The organism is Pseudomonas sp. P5_A12, from assembly GCF_056400685.1.
Genome location: NZ_JBFUKU010000107.1, coordinates 1 through 17067, shown reverse-complemented (window position 1 = coordinate 17067; position 17067 = coordinate 1). Strand labels below are relative to the sequence as shown.

Sequence of the window (17067 nt, the reverse complement as noted above, 5' to 3'; positions counted from 1 at the left end):
GGCGATTTCACGGACGCCTTCGCCGGCAAGCCGGGCTCCTACAGGGTGCTTAGTCTCAACGGACGATGAAGCGGCGGGCGGCGCTTTGCACAATGCTCGCCACGAAAGCCCATTCAGCCAACGAGGACCCAGGCATGATCGACATTCGCGGTTTGAGCTATTTCGTCTCGCAGATCGAAAACCTCAGTCATTGGCAGCGTTACGCCGAAGACGTGCTGGGCATGCAAGTGCATGCGGCCCCTGGTGGTGGCTTGTACGTCAAAATGGACGAGCGTCCGTTTCGCATGCTGATCGTCGAAGGCAGCGAGGCGCGTTATCTGGCTTCTGGCTGGGAGTTGGCCAACGAACCGGCCTTCAAGGCCGCACTTGAGCACCTGAACGCCGCCGGCATCGAATGGCAGCCGGGCTCCGCCGCTGAGATCGAGCAGCGCGGTGTACAGGCACTGATCAAGGTCACCGATCCGTCGGGCAACTGTCATGAGCTGAGCTGGGGGCATCGCTCTGATTGCCTGCCGTTTGTGTCCCCTCAAGGTGTGCCGCGTTTCATCACCGGTGACATGGGCCTGGGTCATACGGTGCTGCCAGCGGTGAACTTCGACGCCACCTTGGCGTTCGCCAAGGAGGTGCTGGGTTTCGAGCTGTCGGACATTTTCAACTTTCGTCCCGACCCATCGGTGCCGCCGATCCGCATTCACTTCCTGCATTGTCAAAACGCCYGCCATCACAGCCTGGCACTGGCCGAGTACCCGGTGCCGTCAGGGTGCGTGCACGTGATGGTCGAGGTCGATTCGATGACCGAAGTCGGCCGTGCCCACGACCGTCTGCACGCCCATGAGGTGCCCCTGTCGGCCACCCTCGGTCAGCACTTGAACGATCGCATGACCAGTTTCTACATGAAGACGCCATCCGGTTTTGATCTGGAGTACGGCTTTGGCGGTTTGCAAGTCGACTGGATGGAACATTCGGCATTCGAGTTCACCCGCGTGAGCATTTGGGGGCACGACTTTTCGGTCGGCCAACAGTAAGGAATCATCAAAATGAACAAACAACTGACAGCGGCCGATGCGGTCGCTCAATTGCGCGATGGCATGACCATCGGTTTCGGCGGCTGGGGCCCACGGCGCAAGCCGATGGCGATCGTGCGCGAGATCCTGCGCTCACCGGTCAAAGACCTGACTGTGGTTGCCTACGGTGGCCCGGAAGTGGGCATGCTGTGCGCCGCCGGTAAGGTCAAGAAGCTGGTATTCGGCTTCGCCACCCTCGATGCCATTCCGCTGGAACCCTACTACCGCAAGGCCCGTGAAGCGGGCGAGCTGGAGTTGATGGAACTGGACGAAGGCATGTTCCAGTGGGGCCTGCGCGCCGCCGGCATGCGCCTGCCGTTCCTGCCGACCCGTTGCGGCCTGGCCACCGACGTGACGCGCCTGAACCCGCAGCTCAAGACCATCCAGTCGCCCTATGCCGATGGCGAGGTGCTGCTGGCGATGCCGGCGCTCAACCTCGACGTGGCGTTCCTGCACGTCAACGTCGCCGACCGCCTGGGCAACTGCCTGGTGACCGGGCCGGACCCGTATTTCGATCACCTGTTCGCCCGCGCCGCCAAGCAGTGCTTTGTCTCGTGCGAGCGCCTGGAAGAACGCCTTGCGCTGAGCGCCGAGCAGGCCCGTTTCAATACCTTCGAACGCTACCTGGTGAGCGGTGTGGTGCATGCACCTCTCGGTGCACACCCGACGCTCTGCGCCCCCGACTACGGCTGGGACATCAAACACCTCAAGAGCTATGTCGCCAGTAGCCAGGCGGAAAACGGCTGGCAGGACTATGTGCAGACCTACATCGCCGGTGGCGAGCAGGCCTATCAGGCACAGAACGGCGGTGCCGACTCCATGGGCGTCTTGCCCCTTCCCGTGTTCTGAGGATTAGCGACTATGTCTGCAACCTGTGATTTCACCCTTGCTGAACTGATGATCGTCGCCGCTTCCGAGGCCTGGCGTGGCAATGGCGAGGTGATCGCCTCGGGTCTGGGCGTGATCCCGCGCCTGGGTGCGAGCTTGGCCAAACTGACCCACAGCCCGGAACTGTTGATGACCGACAGCGAGGCGTTCCTGGTTGAAGAACCGATCCCGCTGGGCCCGCGTGGCGACTACGTGCCGCGCTACTCGGGTTACATGTCGTTCGAGCGGGTATTCGAATGCGTATGGGGCGGACGCCGCCATGCAATGATCRGCCCGACCCAGATCGACCGCTGGGGCCAGACCAACCTGTCCTGCGTCGGCGACTATCAAAAGCCCAAGACGGCGATCCTCGGCGTGCGCGGCTTGCCAGGCAACAGCATCAACCATCTCAACTCGTTCTTTGTACCCAGCCATAACACCCGGGTGTTCGTCAGCGGCGAAGTGGACATGGTCTCCGGTGTGGGCTTCAAGGCCGAGCGCTGGCCCGAAGGTGCGCGCCGCGACTTGATGGATATCCATTGCGTGGTCAGCGATTTGTGCGTCCTGGATTTCARTGGCCCGGAACGTGCGGTGCAGGTGCGCTCGTTGCACCCCGGTGTGAGTTTCGAGCAGGTCCAGGACAACACCGGCTTCCCGTTGCTCAAGTCGGCGCAGTTGCACGAGTCCGCGCACCCCACTCACGAACAGTTGGCGCTGATCCGCCGACTCGATCCCCACGATTACCGCGCCGCGGCGATCAAGGGCAACCCGCCCGGCATCCGTACGGCCTGAGGCAAGGACAGCGACCATGCACAGCAGCGACAGTGAATTCATCGTTCGCCAGGACAACGCCGTCTACGAGACGGACACCCCGGTGCTGTACAGCGTGGCCGAGGGTATCGCCACGCTGACGCTGAACCGGCCGACCTTCAACAACGCGCAAAACTCGCAGATGACCTACGCCCTGGATGCCTGCTTTCGCCAGGCGGTGGACGACGACAACGTCAAGGTCATCGTTCTGCGGGGCAACGGCAAACACTTCTCGGCAGGCCACGATATCGGCACGCCCGGGCGGGATATCGATAAACCGTTCGAGCGCGCGCACCTGTGGTGGGACCACACCAACAAACCCGGTGGTGAGCAGTTGTATGCCCGCGAGCAGGAGGTGTACCTCGGCATGTGCCGGCGCTGGCGCGAACTGCCCAAGCCGACCATCGCCATGGTCCATGGCGCGTGTGTAGCGGGCGGGCTGATGCTGGCCTGGGTCTGTGATTTGATCGTCGCCAGCGACGACGCATTCTTCCAGGACCCGGTGGTGCGCATGGGCATTCCGGGGGTGGAATATTTTGCCCATCCCTACGAAATGAACCCGCGTATCGCCAAGGAATTCCTCTTCACCGGTGACCGCATGAGCGCCACAAGGGCCTGGCAAGTGGGCATGGTCAATCGCCTGGTGCCCCGTGAGGAACTGGAGCAGGCCACCTATGCCTTGGCCGCTGGCATCGCCCGCCAGCCGCGTATGGGCCTGGCCCTGACCAAGCAGGCGATCAACCACGTCGAAGACCTGCAAGGCAAGCGCACGGCAATGGATGCGGTGTTCGCCTGGCACCACTTTGCCCATGCCCATAACGAGCTGTTGTCCGGCGACAAACTGGGCGGCTTCGACGCCAAGGGCATGGCCCGGGCCAACAAGCAGGCCGAGGACAAAAGCCAATGAACCGCTGGTTGGATACGCCACTGACTGAGGCCCTCGGTTGCCGTTACCCGATTGTGCAAACCGCCATGGGCTGGGTCGCCGATTCCAATCTGGTGATCGCCACGACCCAGGCCGGGGGCTTCGGTTTCCTGGCCGGGGCGACCATCGCGGCCGATGAGCTGGAAGGGGAAATCCGCAAGGTGATCGACGCCACCGGCGGCAGCAACTTCGGGCTCAATTTCCATATGTTCCAGGACAACGCCGCGCAGTGTGTCGACCTGGCGATCGAGTACCGCTTGCGCGCCGTGAGCTACGGACGCGGCCCGGACAAACAGACCATCGCTCGCTTCAAGGCGGCCAAGGTGCTGTGTATTCCCACCGTGGGCGCCCTGAAGCATGCGCTCAAGGCCGTGGAACTGGGTGCCGATCTGATCACTATCCAGGGCGGCGAGGGCGGCGGTCATACCGGCGGCGTGCCCAGTTCGATTCTGCTGCCCCAAGTACTGGCGGCGGTCAGGGTACCGGTCATCGCGGCCGGAGGGTTCGCCACTGGCCGTGGCCTGGCCTCGGTGCTGGCTGCTGGTGGCGCCGGCATCGCCATGGGCACGCGGTTTCTAATGACCCGCGAATCGCCGACCCCGGCCGCGACCCTTGAGCGCTACCTGAAGGTCAACGATCCGCAGCAGGTGCGCGTCACCACCGCGGTGGATGGCATGCGTCACCGCATGATCGAAAACCGCTTCATCAATCACCTCGAAAAGGCGGGCCCCTTCGGTCGCCTGCGCATTGCCCTGGGCAGTGCGTGGCAGTGGAAGCAGCAAACCGGCATGAGCCTGGGGCACATGGCTTCAGTCTTTATCAGGGCGTTGCGTGAAGACCCGTCGCAGCTGTCGCAAGTGGTGATGGCCGCCAATCAGCCGGTGCTGTTGCAGCGCTCTATGGTCGATGGTGCACCGGACGAGGGCATCCTGCCCAGTGGCCAGGTCGCGGCGGCCATCGGCGAGTTGCTCAGCTGCCGTGAAGTCATAGAAGGCATTGCCAGCGAGGCCCAGCAATGCCTGGACACGCTCCTGGCACGCAGCCAGACCCACCCCTCGAACCATCCAGCCAGCATTGGAGAAGCCCTTTGAACCAGGCATTCACGACACAACTCAATCAGGGGATCGCTGAGCTGGTGATCGCCAAACCACCGGTCAAYGCCCTCGACAGCCAGGAGTGGCATGCCCTGGCGCGACAGATCGAAGCCCTTGGGGCGAATCCCGAAGTGCGGGTGATCGTGATTCGCGCCGAGGGCCGGGGCTTTTGCGCTGGTGTCGATATCAAGGAACTGGACAAGTACCCGGACCGGATCGTCGAGGTCAATGCCGGTAACTACGCCACTTTCAAGGCCGTGCACCGCAACCCGGTGCCGGTGATTGTCGCGGTCCATGGTTTTGTCCTGGGCGGCGGCATTGGCATCACCGGGGCGGCGGACATCGTCGTCGCCTCCGAATGCGCGACCTTCGCCCTGCCGGAAGTCGACCGGGGCGCCATGGGCGGCGGTGCGCACCTGCAGCGCCTGTTCCCGGTGCAAAAAGTCCGTTACCTGTTTTTTACCGGCGACAGCATCAGCGCTCCCGAGGCGCTGCAATACGGTTTTATCGAGCGGATTGTCAGCAAGGATCAGTTGCGCGAAACCGCCTTGGGCATCGCGGCGAAAATCGCCGAAAAGAGCCCGGGCATGATCCGCATTGCCAAGGAAGCGTTGAACGGTATCGAAGACGGCAACCTGGAAGATAAATACCGCTGGGAACAGGGCTTCACCATGCAGGCCTATAGCAGCCCGGACTCCGCGGAAACGCGCCGGGCCTTCGTTGAAAAACGCGACGCCAAGTTCTGAGATAACGCCATGGACCTGACTTTTACCCCCAAGCAAAACGCCTTCCGCGCCGAAGTACGGGCTTGGCTTGCAGCCAACCTGCCACGTGAGCCCCTGGCCAGTTACGACACCCGCGAAGGTTTTGAACAGCACCGCGCCTGGGAGGCCAAGTTGTTCGAGAGCCGCTGGTCGATGGTGATGTGGCCGGCTGAACTGGGCGGTCGCGGTAGCGACTTGATCGAGTGGCTGATCTTCGAGGAAGAGTATTACGGTGCCGGAGCACCGATGCGCGTCAATCAGAACGGCCAACTGTTGCTGGGCTCGACCCTGATGGAATTCGGCACCCCGGAGCAGAAGCAGCGCTTCCTGCCGCGCATGGCCGCCAGCCTGGACATGTGGGCGCAAGGCTGGTCGGAACCCAACGCCGGTTCCGACATGGCGGCAATCACCAGCAAGGCGCTGCTCGACGGCGACCATTACGTGATCAACGGGCAAAAGACCTGGTCGACCCGGGCGATCTACGCGGATTGGCTGTTCGGCCTCTTTCGCAGCGAGCCAGGATCGACTCGTCACCACGGCTTGTCCTTCGTCATGGTGCCGCTGGACACGCCGGGGGTGAGCATTCGCCCGATCAAGGCGCTCAACGGCAAGGACGCCTTTGCCGAGGTGTTTTTCGACGACGTGCGGGTGCCGGTGGCCAACCGCATCGGTGAGCAAGGGCAGGGCTGGCACGTGGCGATGGCCACAGCCGGTTTCGAGCGAGGCCTGCTGCTGCGTTCACCGGCACGCTTTCAGGCCACGGCACGCAAGCTGGTTGAACTGTACAAGGCGAACCGCGCCGGCGCCGACCGCGACCCGAGCTTGCGCGATGCCGTGCTGGAGACCTGGATGGGCGCTGAAGCCTATGCGCTGTCGGCCTATCACACTGTGGGGCGTTTGAGCCGGGGCGAGCAGATCGGCGCGGAGTCGAGCATCAACAAGGTCATCTGGTCGGAGCTGGATCTGAAGATGCACGAGACCGCCATGCGCATTCTCGGCGGCCGAGGCGAGCTGCTGGGCAAGGGCGCTCAGGCAGGCGACGCGGCTGGCTGGCTGGAGGGCTTCCTGTTCGCGCAGTCCGGGCCGATCTATGCCGGCACCAACGAAATCCAGCGCAACATCATTGCCGAGCGCATGCTCGGTTTGCCGAAATAAGGAACCGCCCATGGACTTCACTTTTAACGATGATCAGTTGGCGTTCCGCGAAGCCATCAGTCGTTTCCTGATGACCGAAGCCGCCCCGGAGATGCTCCGGGAAATCTGGGAGACCGATGTCGGGCGCTCCCAGGACCTGCGCAACAAGATCGCCGAGCAGGGCCTTACCGCCTTGTCGGTGCCCGAGGCCGAAGGCGGCATGGGCATGGACGATGTGACATGGGCACTGATGACCCAGGAGCTGGGTTACTACGCCATTCCCGATTCATTGGCCGACACGGCTTATGTCGCCAGCGGCTTACTGGCCGGTCTGCCTGCAGGGCATCCGGCTCGCGCTGACCTGTTGCCCAGGATTGCCAATGGCAGTTTGCGCCTGGCGATCAGTCACCCGGTCAATGCTCTGGTCAGCGACGCGCAATTGGCTGAAGTGTTGATTCTCACCAATGGCGATGACATCCATGTGGTGCCGCGCTCCCATGTTGACGTGGAAAACCATCTGAGCATCGACGCCTCGCGCCGCCTGGGTCTGGTGACGTGGACTCCGTCGTCGGCGACCTGCGTGGCCAGTGGCGAGCAGGGGCGCGCCTTGCAGGACCGCATGCTGGACCGTGGCGCGCTGTCGGTGGCCGGACAACTTCTGGGATTGGCGCAGCGCATGCTGGACCTGTCGGTGGACTACGTGGCCCAGCGTAAACAGTTTGGCAAGCCGATCGGCAGCTTCCAGGCGGTCAAGCATCACCTGGCCGATGTCGCCCGTTACATCGAACAGGCCAAACCAGTGCTGTACCGCGCCGCCCATGCCCTGGCCCGGGGCGACGTCAACGCTGGCGTATGGGTTTCGCAGGCCCGCCTGGCGGCTAATGAGGCGAGCTGGATCGCCGCCCGCAAAGGCATCCAGGTGCACGGCGCAATGGGGTACACCTGGGAAGTCGATTTGCAGATGTTCATGAAGCGCGCCTGGGCCCTCGATGCGTCCTGGGGCGACCGCGGCTTTCACAAAAACCGTGTCAGCGACTACCTGTTCGCCGACGCTACCGGCCTGGGGCCGGGACACACTTTCGAGGAATGAGTCATGGCACAGGCTTACATTGTTGATGCACTGCGCAGCCCCACGGGCAAGCGCAAGGGCTCATTGAGCGAGATCCACGCGATTGACCTGGGCGCCCATGTGCTCAAGGCACTGGTGGAGCGCAATGTGATCCCCGCTGAAGACTACGACGACGTTATATTCGGTTGCGTTGATACCATTGGCTCCCAGGCCGGCGATATCGCCCGCACCAGTTGGCTGGCCGCCGGTTTGCCGCTGACGGTCCCCGGAACCACTGTGGATCGCCAGTGCGGTTCATCGCAACAGGCGCTGCATTTCGCCGCGCAGGCGGTGATGAGCGGCACTCAGGATGTGGTCGCGGTGGGCGGTGTGCAGACCATGACCCAAATCCCGATTTCCTCGGCGATGCTGGCCGGCCAGGCACTGGGCTTTGCCGATCCATTCTCGGGCAGCGTTGGCTGGCGCGCGCGCTTTGGTCAGCAGCCCGTGAACCAGTTCTATGCCGCGCAAAGGATTGCCGATCATTGGCAGATCAGTCGCGAGCAAATGGAAGCCTTTGCCCTGCAAAGCCACGAACGCGCCCTGGCGGCCATCGCCAGTGGGCGATTTGCCCGGGAAATCGTCGCCTGCCAAGGGCTGGCGGTGGATGAAACCCCGCGTCATAGCAGCCTGGCAAAGATGGCCGAATTGCAGCCGGTGGACCCGCAGTTCCCATCGATCACCGCTGCCGTGTCCAGCCAGACGTGCGACGCCTCAGCGGCGCTGTTGGTGGTGTCGGAGGCGGCGCTCAAGCGCTACGACCTGACGCCACGGGCGCGGATACATCATCTGACGGTGCTCGGTGACGATCCGATCTGGCACCTCACCGCACCGATTGCTGCCACCCGCCGGGCCTTGGCCAAAAGCGGGCTGAGCATGGCCGACATCGACCGGGTCGAGATCAACGAAGCCTTTGCCTCGGTGGTCATGGCCTGGGCCAAAGAGCTGGATTACGACCCCGCGCGCATCAACGTCAACGGCGGAGCGATTGCCCTGGGCCATCCCTTGGGTGCCACCGGCGCAAGACTGATGACCACGCTTCTCAACGAACTGGAATGCAGCGGCGGTCGCTACGGCCTGCAAACCATGTGTGAAGGCGGTGGCCAGGCCAACGTGACCATCATCGAACGCCTGTAATTTTTTCATGTGGGCCGCCGCTTCGGGTGCGCGGCCACCCCAAACCTGAGGAGTCAAACATGGCTATTTGTGCAGACCGCACCGTGATCATTACCGGGGCCGGTGGCGGACTCGGTCGCGCCTACGCCCTGGCGTTCGCCGCGCAAGGTGCCAATGTGGTGGTCAACGATATTCGCGCCGATGCCGCAGAAGATGTGGCGGGTGAGATTCGCACCAACGGTGGCCAGGCCATTGCCAACAGTGACGACATCACCACACTGGCCACCGCGCAGCGTATCGTCGATGCGGCGTTGGTGGCGTTCGGTGAAGTCCACGTGCTGATCAATAACGCCGGCGTATTGCGTGACCGCATGTTCATCAGCCTTAGCGAAGAAGACTGGGACATGGTCATGCGCGTCCATCTCAAGGGCCATTACTGCCTGGCCAACATCCTCGGCCGCCGCTGGCGCGACCAGTCCAAGGCGGGCAAGCCGGTTGATGCCCGAATTATCAACACCAGTTCCGGCGCCGGTCTGCAAGGCTCGGTGGGGCAGTCGAATTATTCGGCGGCCAAAGGAGGCATCGCTTCGTTGACCCTGGTACAAGCGGCGGAGCTGGCGCGCTACGGCGTCACCGCCAACGCGTTGGCACCGGCCGCAAGGACCTCGATGACCGAGAGCGCCATGCCCGACGTGGTGAAAAAACCCGAGGACGGCAGCTTTGACGCCTGGGCCGCAGAAAACGTCGCGCCGCTGGTGGTGTGGCTCGGCAGCCCGGCGTCGGCCCACGTCAGCGGTCAGATCTTCGAAAGCCAGGGCGGGCGAATTTCCCTGGCTGACGGCTGGCGCACGGGTGTCACCCGCGACAAAGGCGCGTTGTGGAAAGTTGAAGAAATCGGTGCGGCAGTGAATGAGATCCTCGCCGAAGCGCCGAAGGCGCAGAAAGTCTGGGGAAGCTGAAGCCCCACCCTGTAGGAGCCAGGCTTGCCGGCGAACTTGGTGCCGCGGTGTATCTGATGTACCGAGTCATCGTTCTTCGCCGGCAAGCCGGCTCCTACAGAAACCAGGCGCTGCGGTGTCTCTGTTAGTCAGCGTTCTTCGCCTTCATACCCCATTTTGACGATGTGCCCGCTTCGCCCCATCCGTACAACTACAGCGTATTGATTTCTTCGGAGGTAGACGCTGTGAAACMAGCCCCCCCTTATGTTCCCGGTCATCAATTGCTGGCCGGCAAGTCGGTGTTGATAACCGCCGCGGCCGGTGCCGGTATCGGTTACTCAGCGGCCCGACGCAGTGCCGAGGAAGGTTGCCGGGCACTAATGATTTCCGACGTGCATCCGCGGCGCCTGGAAGAGGCGGTGGAGCGCCTCAAGGCCGACACCGGTTTACAGGCGATTTATGGCCAGCTGTGCAATGTCACGATAGAAGACGAAGTCCAGGCCCTGGTGGCGGCGGCCGAAGAGGCACTGGGCGGGGTCGATGTGCTGATCAACAACGCGGGTCTGGGTGGTCAGAAACGTGTGGTGGAGATGAGCGACGAAGAGTGGTTGCGGGTGCTGGATGTGACCTTGACGGGCACCTTCCGAATGACTCGAGCGATGTTGCCGCACATGCAGCGCCGCGGCGCAGGGGCCATCGTCAACAACGCCTCGGTGCTCGGTTGGCGGGCACAGAAGGAGCAGGCCCATTACGCCGCCGCCAAGGCCGGGGTGATGGCGCTGACCCGCTGCAGCGCCCTGGAAGCCGCCGAGTTCGGCGTGCGCATCAATGCGGTATCGCCATCGATTGCCCTGCACGATTTCCTCAAGAAAGCCTCCAGCGAAGAGTTGCTCGCCAGCCTGGCGGGGCGCGAAGCATTTGGTCGCGCCGCGGAAGTCTGGGAAGTGGCAAACGTGATGATGTTCCTGGCCAGCGACTATGCCTCCTACATGGTCGGTGAAGTGTTGTCCGTCAGTTCACAACAAGCTTGAGGGCGCGCTCATGAGTCACGTTTTCAGCAGTGCCAAGGCGTTGCTTGCGGCCGAAGGCCTGGACCTGGGCCACACCGAATGGCTGACCATCAACCAGCAGCGCATTGATCTGTTCGCCGAAGCAACGGGTGATCACCAGTGGATTCATGTCGACCCGATACGGGCAGCCAGCGGTCCGTTCGGCGCCTGCATTGCCCACGGCTACCTGACCCAATCCCTGGCCAATCTGTTCATGCCGCAGTTGTTGACCCTTTCAAACATGGCCTTGGGGGTCAACTACGGCAGCGACCGGGTGCGCTTCCCGGCGCCGGTCAAGGTCGACTCGCGGGTACGCGCAAGCGGCCTGATCATCCGTGCCGAGCCAATGGGCGACGCCGTGCAACTGGTGGTGCGCATCACTGTGGAGGTCGAGGGCCAGGCGCGTCCGGGCTGCGTGATCGACACCATCAGCCGCTACTCCTTCAACCCAATTTCCGAGTGAGTTTCCATGGACCAGAATGAAGTCGTCATCGTCGCCACCGCCCGTACCGCGCTGGCCAAATCGTTTCGTGGATCGTTCAACGATACTGAGGCCCCGGTGCTGGGTGGCCATGTGGTGCGCGCGGTGGTCGAACGTGCYGGCATCGAGCCTGCTGACGTAGAGGATGTGATCATGGGCGCGGCGGTTCAGCAGGGCACCCAGGCTTATAACATCGGTCGGCTCTGTGCCTACACCGGTGGCTTGCCGGACAGTGTGCCGGGGATGGCTCTGGACCGCATGTGTGCCTCGGGTCTGATGAGTATCGGCGTGGCTGCCAAGAGCATCATGAGTGGCGAGATGAGCATCGCCATTGGCGGCGGCGTGGAGTCCTTGTCGCTGACCCAGACCAAACACAAAAACAGCTTCCGTGCCCAATCCGAAGCCGTACTGCAGGTAATGCCCAGCGCCTATATCCCGATGATTGAAACCGCCGAGATCGTGTCCCGTCGTTATGGCATCAGTCGTGCCGCTCAGGATGAGTATTCACTGCAAAGCCAACTGCGCACTGCTGCTGCTCAACGGGACGGCCTGTTTGACGACGAAATCGTCGGCCTGAGCGTGGACAAGCTGCTGTTCGCCGCCGATGGACAGCCTAATGGTCATGAACGCGTGCAGGTCTTGCGTGACGAATGCAATCGGCCCGGCACGCGCCTTGATAACCTGGCAAATCTGAAACCGGTGTGGAAGGACGGAAAATGGATCGAGCAGGGAGAGTTCGTCACCGCCGGCAACGCCTCGCAGTTCTCTGACGGTGCCGCGGCCAGTCTGTTGATGAGTCGTGCCGAGGCCAGGCGCCGCGGGTTGACGCCACTGGGCATCTACCGGGGCATTGCCGTGGGTGGGTGCGCACCGGAGGAAATGGGCATCGGTCCGGTGATCGCCATTCCCAAGCTGCTCAAGCGCTTCGGCCTGGGGGTAGCGGATATCGGTCTGTGGGAGATCAACGAAGCTTTTGCCAGCCAGGTGTTGCATTGCCGCGATGCGCTGCAGATCCCTGCAGAGCGCCTGAACGTCAATGGCGGTGCGATCGCCATCGGTCACCCATTCGGTATGTCCGGCGCGCGGATGGTGGGCCACGCCTTGCTCGAAGGGCGGCGGCGCGGTGCGCGTTATGTGGTGATTGCCATGTGCATCGGTGGCGGCATGGGCGCCGCCGGCCTGTTCGAGCTGCCATGAAGCGAGCGGGGCGTTGCCACACACTCGATTAAATCCATGGGGGCCCGCAGGTCGGGCCCGCTGCTGGGGAATGGATATGCAAAGTTGTATGCCCAATGCACAGGTCCTGGCGCAAATGGGCCTGGAGTTGGCCGAGTACGAACGGATCATTGGCAACATCTACGATTCAGCGATGAACCCCGCCTCCCTAAGCGACTCGTTGCGCGAAATACGCGCGCTGTTCAAGGCAAATTTCGTGACCTTGATCCTGCGGGTTCAGGATGAGCCGCTGTTGTCACCGATGGTGGTCGCCGGTGATATTGAACTGGGGCAGGGCGGCATCAACCATTACGCCTACTACGCCAAATCCACTCTGTTCGACGGTTTGCCCACCGACACCGTGTTCACCATCGATGAGTTGATGAGCGATGCCGAATGGGCCGGTTCGGCGTTTTACCTGCTGTACTGCCAACCCTACGATTGCTACCACATGCTCGGTGCCGATATCCGTATGCCGGATGGCGGCACGGTGCGTTTTCGGATCAATCGACCACAGGGTCACCCACGTTTCAGTGATACCGAGCGGGCCATGTGCGCCATGTTGTTGCCACATTTGCGCCGGTCTTTGCACATGTATTCGCAACTCGACCGCAGCGAGTCGCTCGGCAGCCTGTATTCGCAGACGATCAGCCGCCTCGCAGTGGCGACCTTCGTGCTCGATGAAAACGGCTGCGTGGTGCAACTCAACCCCGTGGCCCGGGAAATCCTCGACAGTCAGGACGGTCTCAAAGTGGTTGGCGGTCGTCTTGAGGCGACCTACCCCAGTGACAATCGGGAATTGTCGCGCCTGGTGCGCAATGCCTTTCAGCGTGCCAGGCAAGGCGCCGGCAAGGGCGTGCAGGTGGCCGAGGCGACGTCGATTTCCCGTCCTTCGGGGCAGGTCAGCCTGGGCGTTGTGGTGGAGTTGATTCCATCCCGGGAATTGCTCGAAGGCAACGGTAAACCCACGGTGGTTGTTTATGTGCGCGACGCAGTGAGCAAGTCGCTGGTGAGCACCGTGTTGACATCGCAATTGTACAGCCTGACCCCGGCGGAAACTGCGCTGGCCCTGGAACTGGCCAACGGCTTGTCGCTGGAGGAAGCCTCGGAAATCCTCAATATCAGACGCAATACCGCGCGCGCGCATCTGCGTTCGATATTTTCCAAGACAGGCGTGCGGCGCCAGACCGAGCTGGTGCGGATCATGCTCAATAGCGTGGTAGCTCTGGGCGCGCCGCAGCCGGCCGGGTCCCGGCTGTGACGCGGACCCGGGTAAAAATGCGTTAGTCCGTGCGGACGATGCTGTCGGGTTCCTGGCCTGTCGATACTGGGAAACCGTTGTCGAACCCATGGAGAATAAAAATGACCGGCAGTAATCAGTCCCCTGGCTGGGCCTTGACGTTGTTATTGGGATGCTGTGCCGTCGGCACGGTGAATGCTGCACCTGAGGACATCCCGCGCCTTGGCAAAGACTTGACGTGCTTGGGTGCGGAAAAGGCCGGAAATGCCGACGGCAGCATTCCAGCGTTCAGCGGCAAGTGGTTGGGCGTGCCGCCCCATGTTGATTTCAAAGGCACGGGTAACCACCCGGTGGATCCGTACCCGGACGAAAAACCGTTGTTCGTGATTACCGCGCAGAACATCGCGCAATACAGCGACTCCCTGTCTGACGGCCAGAAAGCCCTGTTCAAGTTGTACCCGGCCACCTACAAAATGCCGATCTATCCCTCGCACAGGGATTTCCGCGTCAATGACGTGGTATGCCAGGCCACACGGGAGAACGCCAGCGGGGCGCGTCTGGTTGATGACGGCGAAGGGGTGGTTGGCAAAACCGGCGGCACACCGTTCCCGGTGCCGCGCAGCGGTCTGGAACTGTTGAAGAATGCCTCAACCTTTACCTTGCGGGCCTGGACCGAGGAGTACACCTCCGACAACGCCTATGTACTCAAGGACGGCAACATCAACTGGGGCCGCGTGCATTCGCGCAACCTGGCGCCAGCGCTAGAGCCAGGCAAGGTTGGCGATACCACCGGCAACTCGTCGTTCTATCTCAATGAAACCCTGCTGCCGCAACGGGACAAGGGTGAAATCAATACCGGCACCGAGTTCTGGAACGACAAGACCGAACCGCGCCAGGCCTGGCGTTACGATCCGGGCACCCGGCGTGTGCGCCAGTCGCCAGGCTACGGTTTCGACATGTCGTTCCCCGGCAGCGGCGGGTCGATCACCGTGGACGAAGTGCGCCTGTTCAACGGTTCCGGTCAGCGCTACGACTGGAAGATCGTCGGCAAACGTGAGATGTACATTCCCTACAACACCTATCGTCTGCACGACGCCAAACTCAAATATGCCGACTTGTTGACTCCCGGTCATATCAATCCCGATGCGATGCGTTATGAGCGCCATAGGGTCTGGGAGCTGGAAGGCACCCTCAAGCCTGGCTATCGCCACCTGTATGGCAAACGCAAGTTGTATGTCGACGAAGACACCTGGTTTCCGATGCTCGCCGACAACTACGACAACCGTGGCGAGTTATGGCGCACCTCGATGGTCAACTACTTCTATGCCTACGAAAGCCAGGCTCAGCAGGCGGGCGTCGGCCTGTACTACGACCTCAACGCCGGCAGCTACCTGGCGTTCAATCTGATCAACGAGCAGCGCAACGGCTACCTGTTGAATAAACCCGGTTTCAGTCCCCGGGACTTCGGTCCGGAAGCCGCTCGCCGCTTCGGCCAGTGACCAGGAAGTCTGGCGCCTGCTTTGCCCAGGGGCGTCCTTTGAGAGTCGCTCCCATTTGATCTAGTCCAACTGAACGATGATCTCCTTGTGTGTCCTGCTCAATGATGTCCGCCATGGGATCACCCTGTATTTCTTGGGGGCATTACCCGCCCCGAAGTCTGCATTCGAGGAACAATAACAATGACGAAACTCGCTGAAATCAATATCGAAAACGCCCAGCGCAGCCACCGCTACGCGCGCGGCTGGCACTGCCTGGGCAATGCCAACGATTACCGTGATGGCAAGCCCCATACCCTGGAAATCTTTGGCACCCGCCTGGTGGCCTTTGCCGATAGCCAGGGCACCATCAGCATTCTGGATGCCTACTGCCCGCACATGGGCGCCGACCTGTCCCAGGGCACCATCGAGAACGACAAATTGGTGTGCCCGTTCCACCACTGGAAATACGACACCGGCGGCAAATGCGTCGAGATCCCTTACTGCAAACGCATTCCACCCAAGGCCAAGACTCGCAGTTGGTTGACTTGCGAGGAAAACAACCTGCTGTTCGTCTGGAACAACCCCGAAGGCCGTCCGCCAAAAGAGGGCGTAGTCATTCCTCACTTGCCCGAGATGGATGATCCAGACTGGATTCATGACTGGAACATCGACACCATGCTGATCGAGACCAACCCACGGGAGTTAGTCGACAACCTGGTGGACGCTCAGCACTTCGGGCCGGTGCACGGTACGCCAACCAAGTATTTCGCCAACATATTCGAAGGGCATATCGGCCATCAGATTTTCCATGGCGACTCCGAGCGCCTGGGCGGTGACCTGATCGCGCCATCGGCCTACTACGGGCCAGCCACTCACTTCACGCATATCAGTTCGATGTTCGGCGATGCGCGGATCCACGCCATTCTGCTCAACAGCCACGTGCCGGTGACGCCAAACAGTTTTGACCTGCGCTTCGGTTGCATGGTCAAGCGGATCCCGGGATGGACTGAAGAGCAGAACCAGGAAGTGGCCAGGGCCTATGTCGAAGGTAACCGTGACTCGTTCTACCAGGATGTGGTGATCTGGAAGCACAAAATCCGTATCGACAAACCGGTGCTGGCAGAAACAGACGGCCCGGTCTATCAGTTGCGCGAGTGGTACGAGCAATTCTTCACCGATGAGGATGACGTGCCCGCGTCAATGGCGCAGCGTCGCGAGTTTATTACGGTTGACGAGCGCTGATAGAGGAGCAGGGCGCCTTCGAGACGCAAGCGAATGTCTCTCGAAGGCGCTCCCAAGCGCACTGCCACCCTTGAAGTCATGGTCATGACTCAGGTCCGATTTGAAGGCAAAGAGGGAATGCACAATGAAAATAAAAAATGCCTATACCTTTCCTTTGTTAGTACTGATTCTCTTGGTGTTGGTCGTACAGGTTTCGGTGCCGCCGGAGTCGGCCAGCGTCAAGGCGTGCAAGCGTTACGCGAGCTGTCTCACCCTGAGTTCGAGAGTCTCGAACTGGCTTGATTTCCGCTAGGGGGATTCTGGCGAGAAGCTTCGTTTTGTCCTGCGGCTACTGCAGTGGTCTAATGCAACCAGCCCTAACTATGCCCCCAAAGGTGGTGGAATTAAGCGGATTTTCACAGACTGTAATAGATTTAAAAAAGATGCTTAACATAGGAAATACGGGCCTCTTAGGTCGATCCAGCAGGTTTTTTAAAGGCTGTCCGGATCCCCAAAAAACATCTGAATCCGCGAGCGCAACCAGCGCTCACCCGGATCATTGT

The 17067-nt window shown here is 61.5% G+C and carries 17 protein-coding genes; all 17 read left to right on the top strand.

The window, feature by feature from the left end:
• Positions 1 to 134: 134 nt before the first annotated feature.
• The 17 genes from AC1DSG_RS15975 to AC1DSG_RS15895 all read left to right on the top strand — a co-directional run bounded on the left by AC1DSG_RS15975 (position 135) and on the right by AC1DSG_RS15895 (position 16807).
• Positions 135 to 1025, top strand: coding sequence for a VOC family protein (locus AC1DSG_RS15975; RefSeq protein WP_477791751.1), 891 nt, complete (start codon positions 135 to 137; stop codon positions 1023 to 1025).
• Between the two features lie 12 nt (positions 1026 to 1037).
• The gene (locus AC1DSG_RS15970; protein WP_007948441.1) at positions 1038 to 1913 is read left to right on the top strand and encodes a CoA transferase subunit A; all 876 of its coding nucleotides are present in this window, start codon (positions 1038 to 1040) and stop codon (positions 1911 to 1913) included.
• Between the two features lie 12 nt (positions 1914 to 1925).
• Positions 1926 to 2723: a CoA-transferase subunit beta gene (locus AC1DSG_RS15965; RefSeq protein WP_477791750.1), complete on the top strand. Its 798-nt coding sequence runs from the start codon at positions 1926 to 1928 to the stop codon at positions 2721 to 2723.
• 16 nt (positions 2724 to 2739) lie between these two features.
• Positions 2740 to 3648, top strand: a complete 909-nt coding sequence (locus AC1DSG_RS15960) for an enoyl-CoA hydratase (protein WP_477791749.1) — start codon at positions 2740 to 2742, stop codon at positions 3646 to 3648.
• Entirely contained in the window at positions 3645 to 4757 is a 1113-nt protein-coding gene (locus tag AC1DSG_RS15955) for an NAD(P)H-dependent flavin oxidoreductase (RefSeq protein WP_477791748.1), read from the top strand. Before AC1DSG_RS15960 ends, AC1DSG_RS15955 begins: the two co-directional genes overlap by 4 nt.
• Positions 4754 to 5506, top strand: coding sequence for an enoyl-CoA hydratase family protein (locus tag AC1DSG_RS15950; protein ID WP_477791747.1), 753 nt, complete (start codon positions 4754 to 4756; stop codon positions 5504 to 5506). The genes AC1DSG_RS15955 and AC1DSG_RS15950 overlap by 4 nt, the downstream gene beginning before the upstream one ends.
• A gap of 9 nt (positions 5507 to 5515) precedes the next feature.
• Positions 5516 to 6679: an acyl-CoA dehydrogenase family protein gene (locus AC1DSG_RS15945; RefSeq protein WP_477791746.1), complete on the top strand. Its 1164-nt coding sequence runs from the start codon at positions 5516 to 5518 to the stop codon at positions 6677 to 6679.
• 10 nt (positions 6680 to 6689) lie between these two features.
• Positions 6690 to 7748: an acyl-CoA dehydrogenase family protein gene (locus AC1DSG_RS15940; RefSeq protein WP_477791745.1), complete on the top strand. Its 1059-nt coding sequence runs from the start codon at positions 6690 to 6692 to the stop codon at positions 7746 to 7748.
• Positions 7749 to 7751: 3 nt separating this feature from the next.
• A complete protein-coding gene (locus AC1DSG_RS15935) occupies positions 7752 to 8903 on the top strand; it encodes an acetyl-CoA C-acetyltransferase (protein WP_477791744.1) in 1152 nt (383 codons plus the stop codon).
• Positions 8904 to 8962: 59 nt separating this feature from the next.
• Positions 8963 to 9841 (top strand): SDR family oxidoreductase, encoded by an 879-nt coding sequence (locus AC1DSG_RS15930; RefSeq protein WP_477791743.1) that lies wholly within the window; start codon positions 8963 to 8965, stop codon positions 9839 to 9841.
• A gap of 224 nt (positions 9842 to 10065) precedes the next feature.
• Positions 10066 to 10851, top strand: a complete 786-nt coding sequence (locus AC1DSG_RS15925; RefSeq protein WP_477791742.1) for an SDR family oxidoreductase — start codon at positions 10066 to 10068, stop codon at positions 10849 to 10851.
• 10 nt (positions 10852 to 10861) lie between these two features.
• Complete coding sequence (locus AC1DSG_RS15920) at positions 10862 to 11332, top strand: MaoC family dehydratase (RefSeq protein WP_477791741.1); 471 nt, start codon at positions 10862 to 10864, stop codon at positions 11330 to 11332.
• 6 nt (positions 11333 to 11338) lie between these two features.
• Positions 11339 to 12547: an acetyl-CoA C-acyltransferase gene (locus AC1DSG_RS15915; RefSeq protein WP_477791740.1), complete on the top strand. Its 1209-nt coding sequence runs from the start codon at positions 11339 to 11341 to the stop codon at positions 12545 to 12547.
• Between the two features lie 76 nt (positions 12548 to 12623).
• Positions 12624 to 13826, top strand: a complete 1203-nt coding sequence (locus AC1DSG_RS15910) for a helix-turn-helix transcriptional regulator (protein ID WP_477791739.1) — start codon at positions 12624 to 12626, stop codon at positions 13824 to 13826.
• Between the two features lie 101 nt (positions 13827 to 13927).
• Entirely contained in the window at positions 13928 to 15304 is a 1377-nt protein-coding gene (locus AC1DSG_RS15905) for a DUF1329 domain-containing protein (protein WP_477791738.1), read from the top strand.
• Between the two features lie 180 nt (positions 15305 to 15484).
• Positions 15485 to 16525, top strand: coding sequence for a 3-ketosteroid-9-alpha-monooxygenase, oxygenase component (locus AC1DSG_RS15900; protein WP_477791737.1), 1041 nt, complete (start codon positions 15485 to 15487; stop codon positions 16523 to 16525).
• A 33-nt stretch (positions 16526 to 16558) separates the two neighbouring features.
• Positions 16559 to 16807, top strand: a complete 249-nt coding sequence (locus AC1DSG_RS15895; RefSeq protein ID WP_477791736.1) for a hypothetical protein — start codon at positions 16559 to 16561, stop codon at positions 16805 to 16807.
• Positions 16808 to 17067 lie beyond the last annotated feature (260 nt).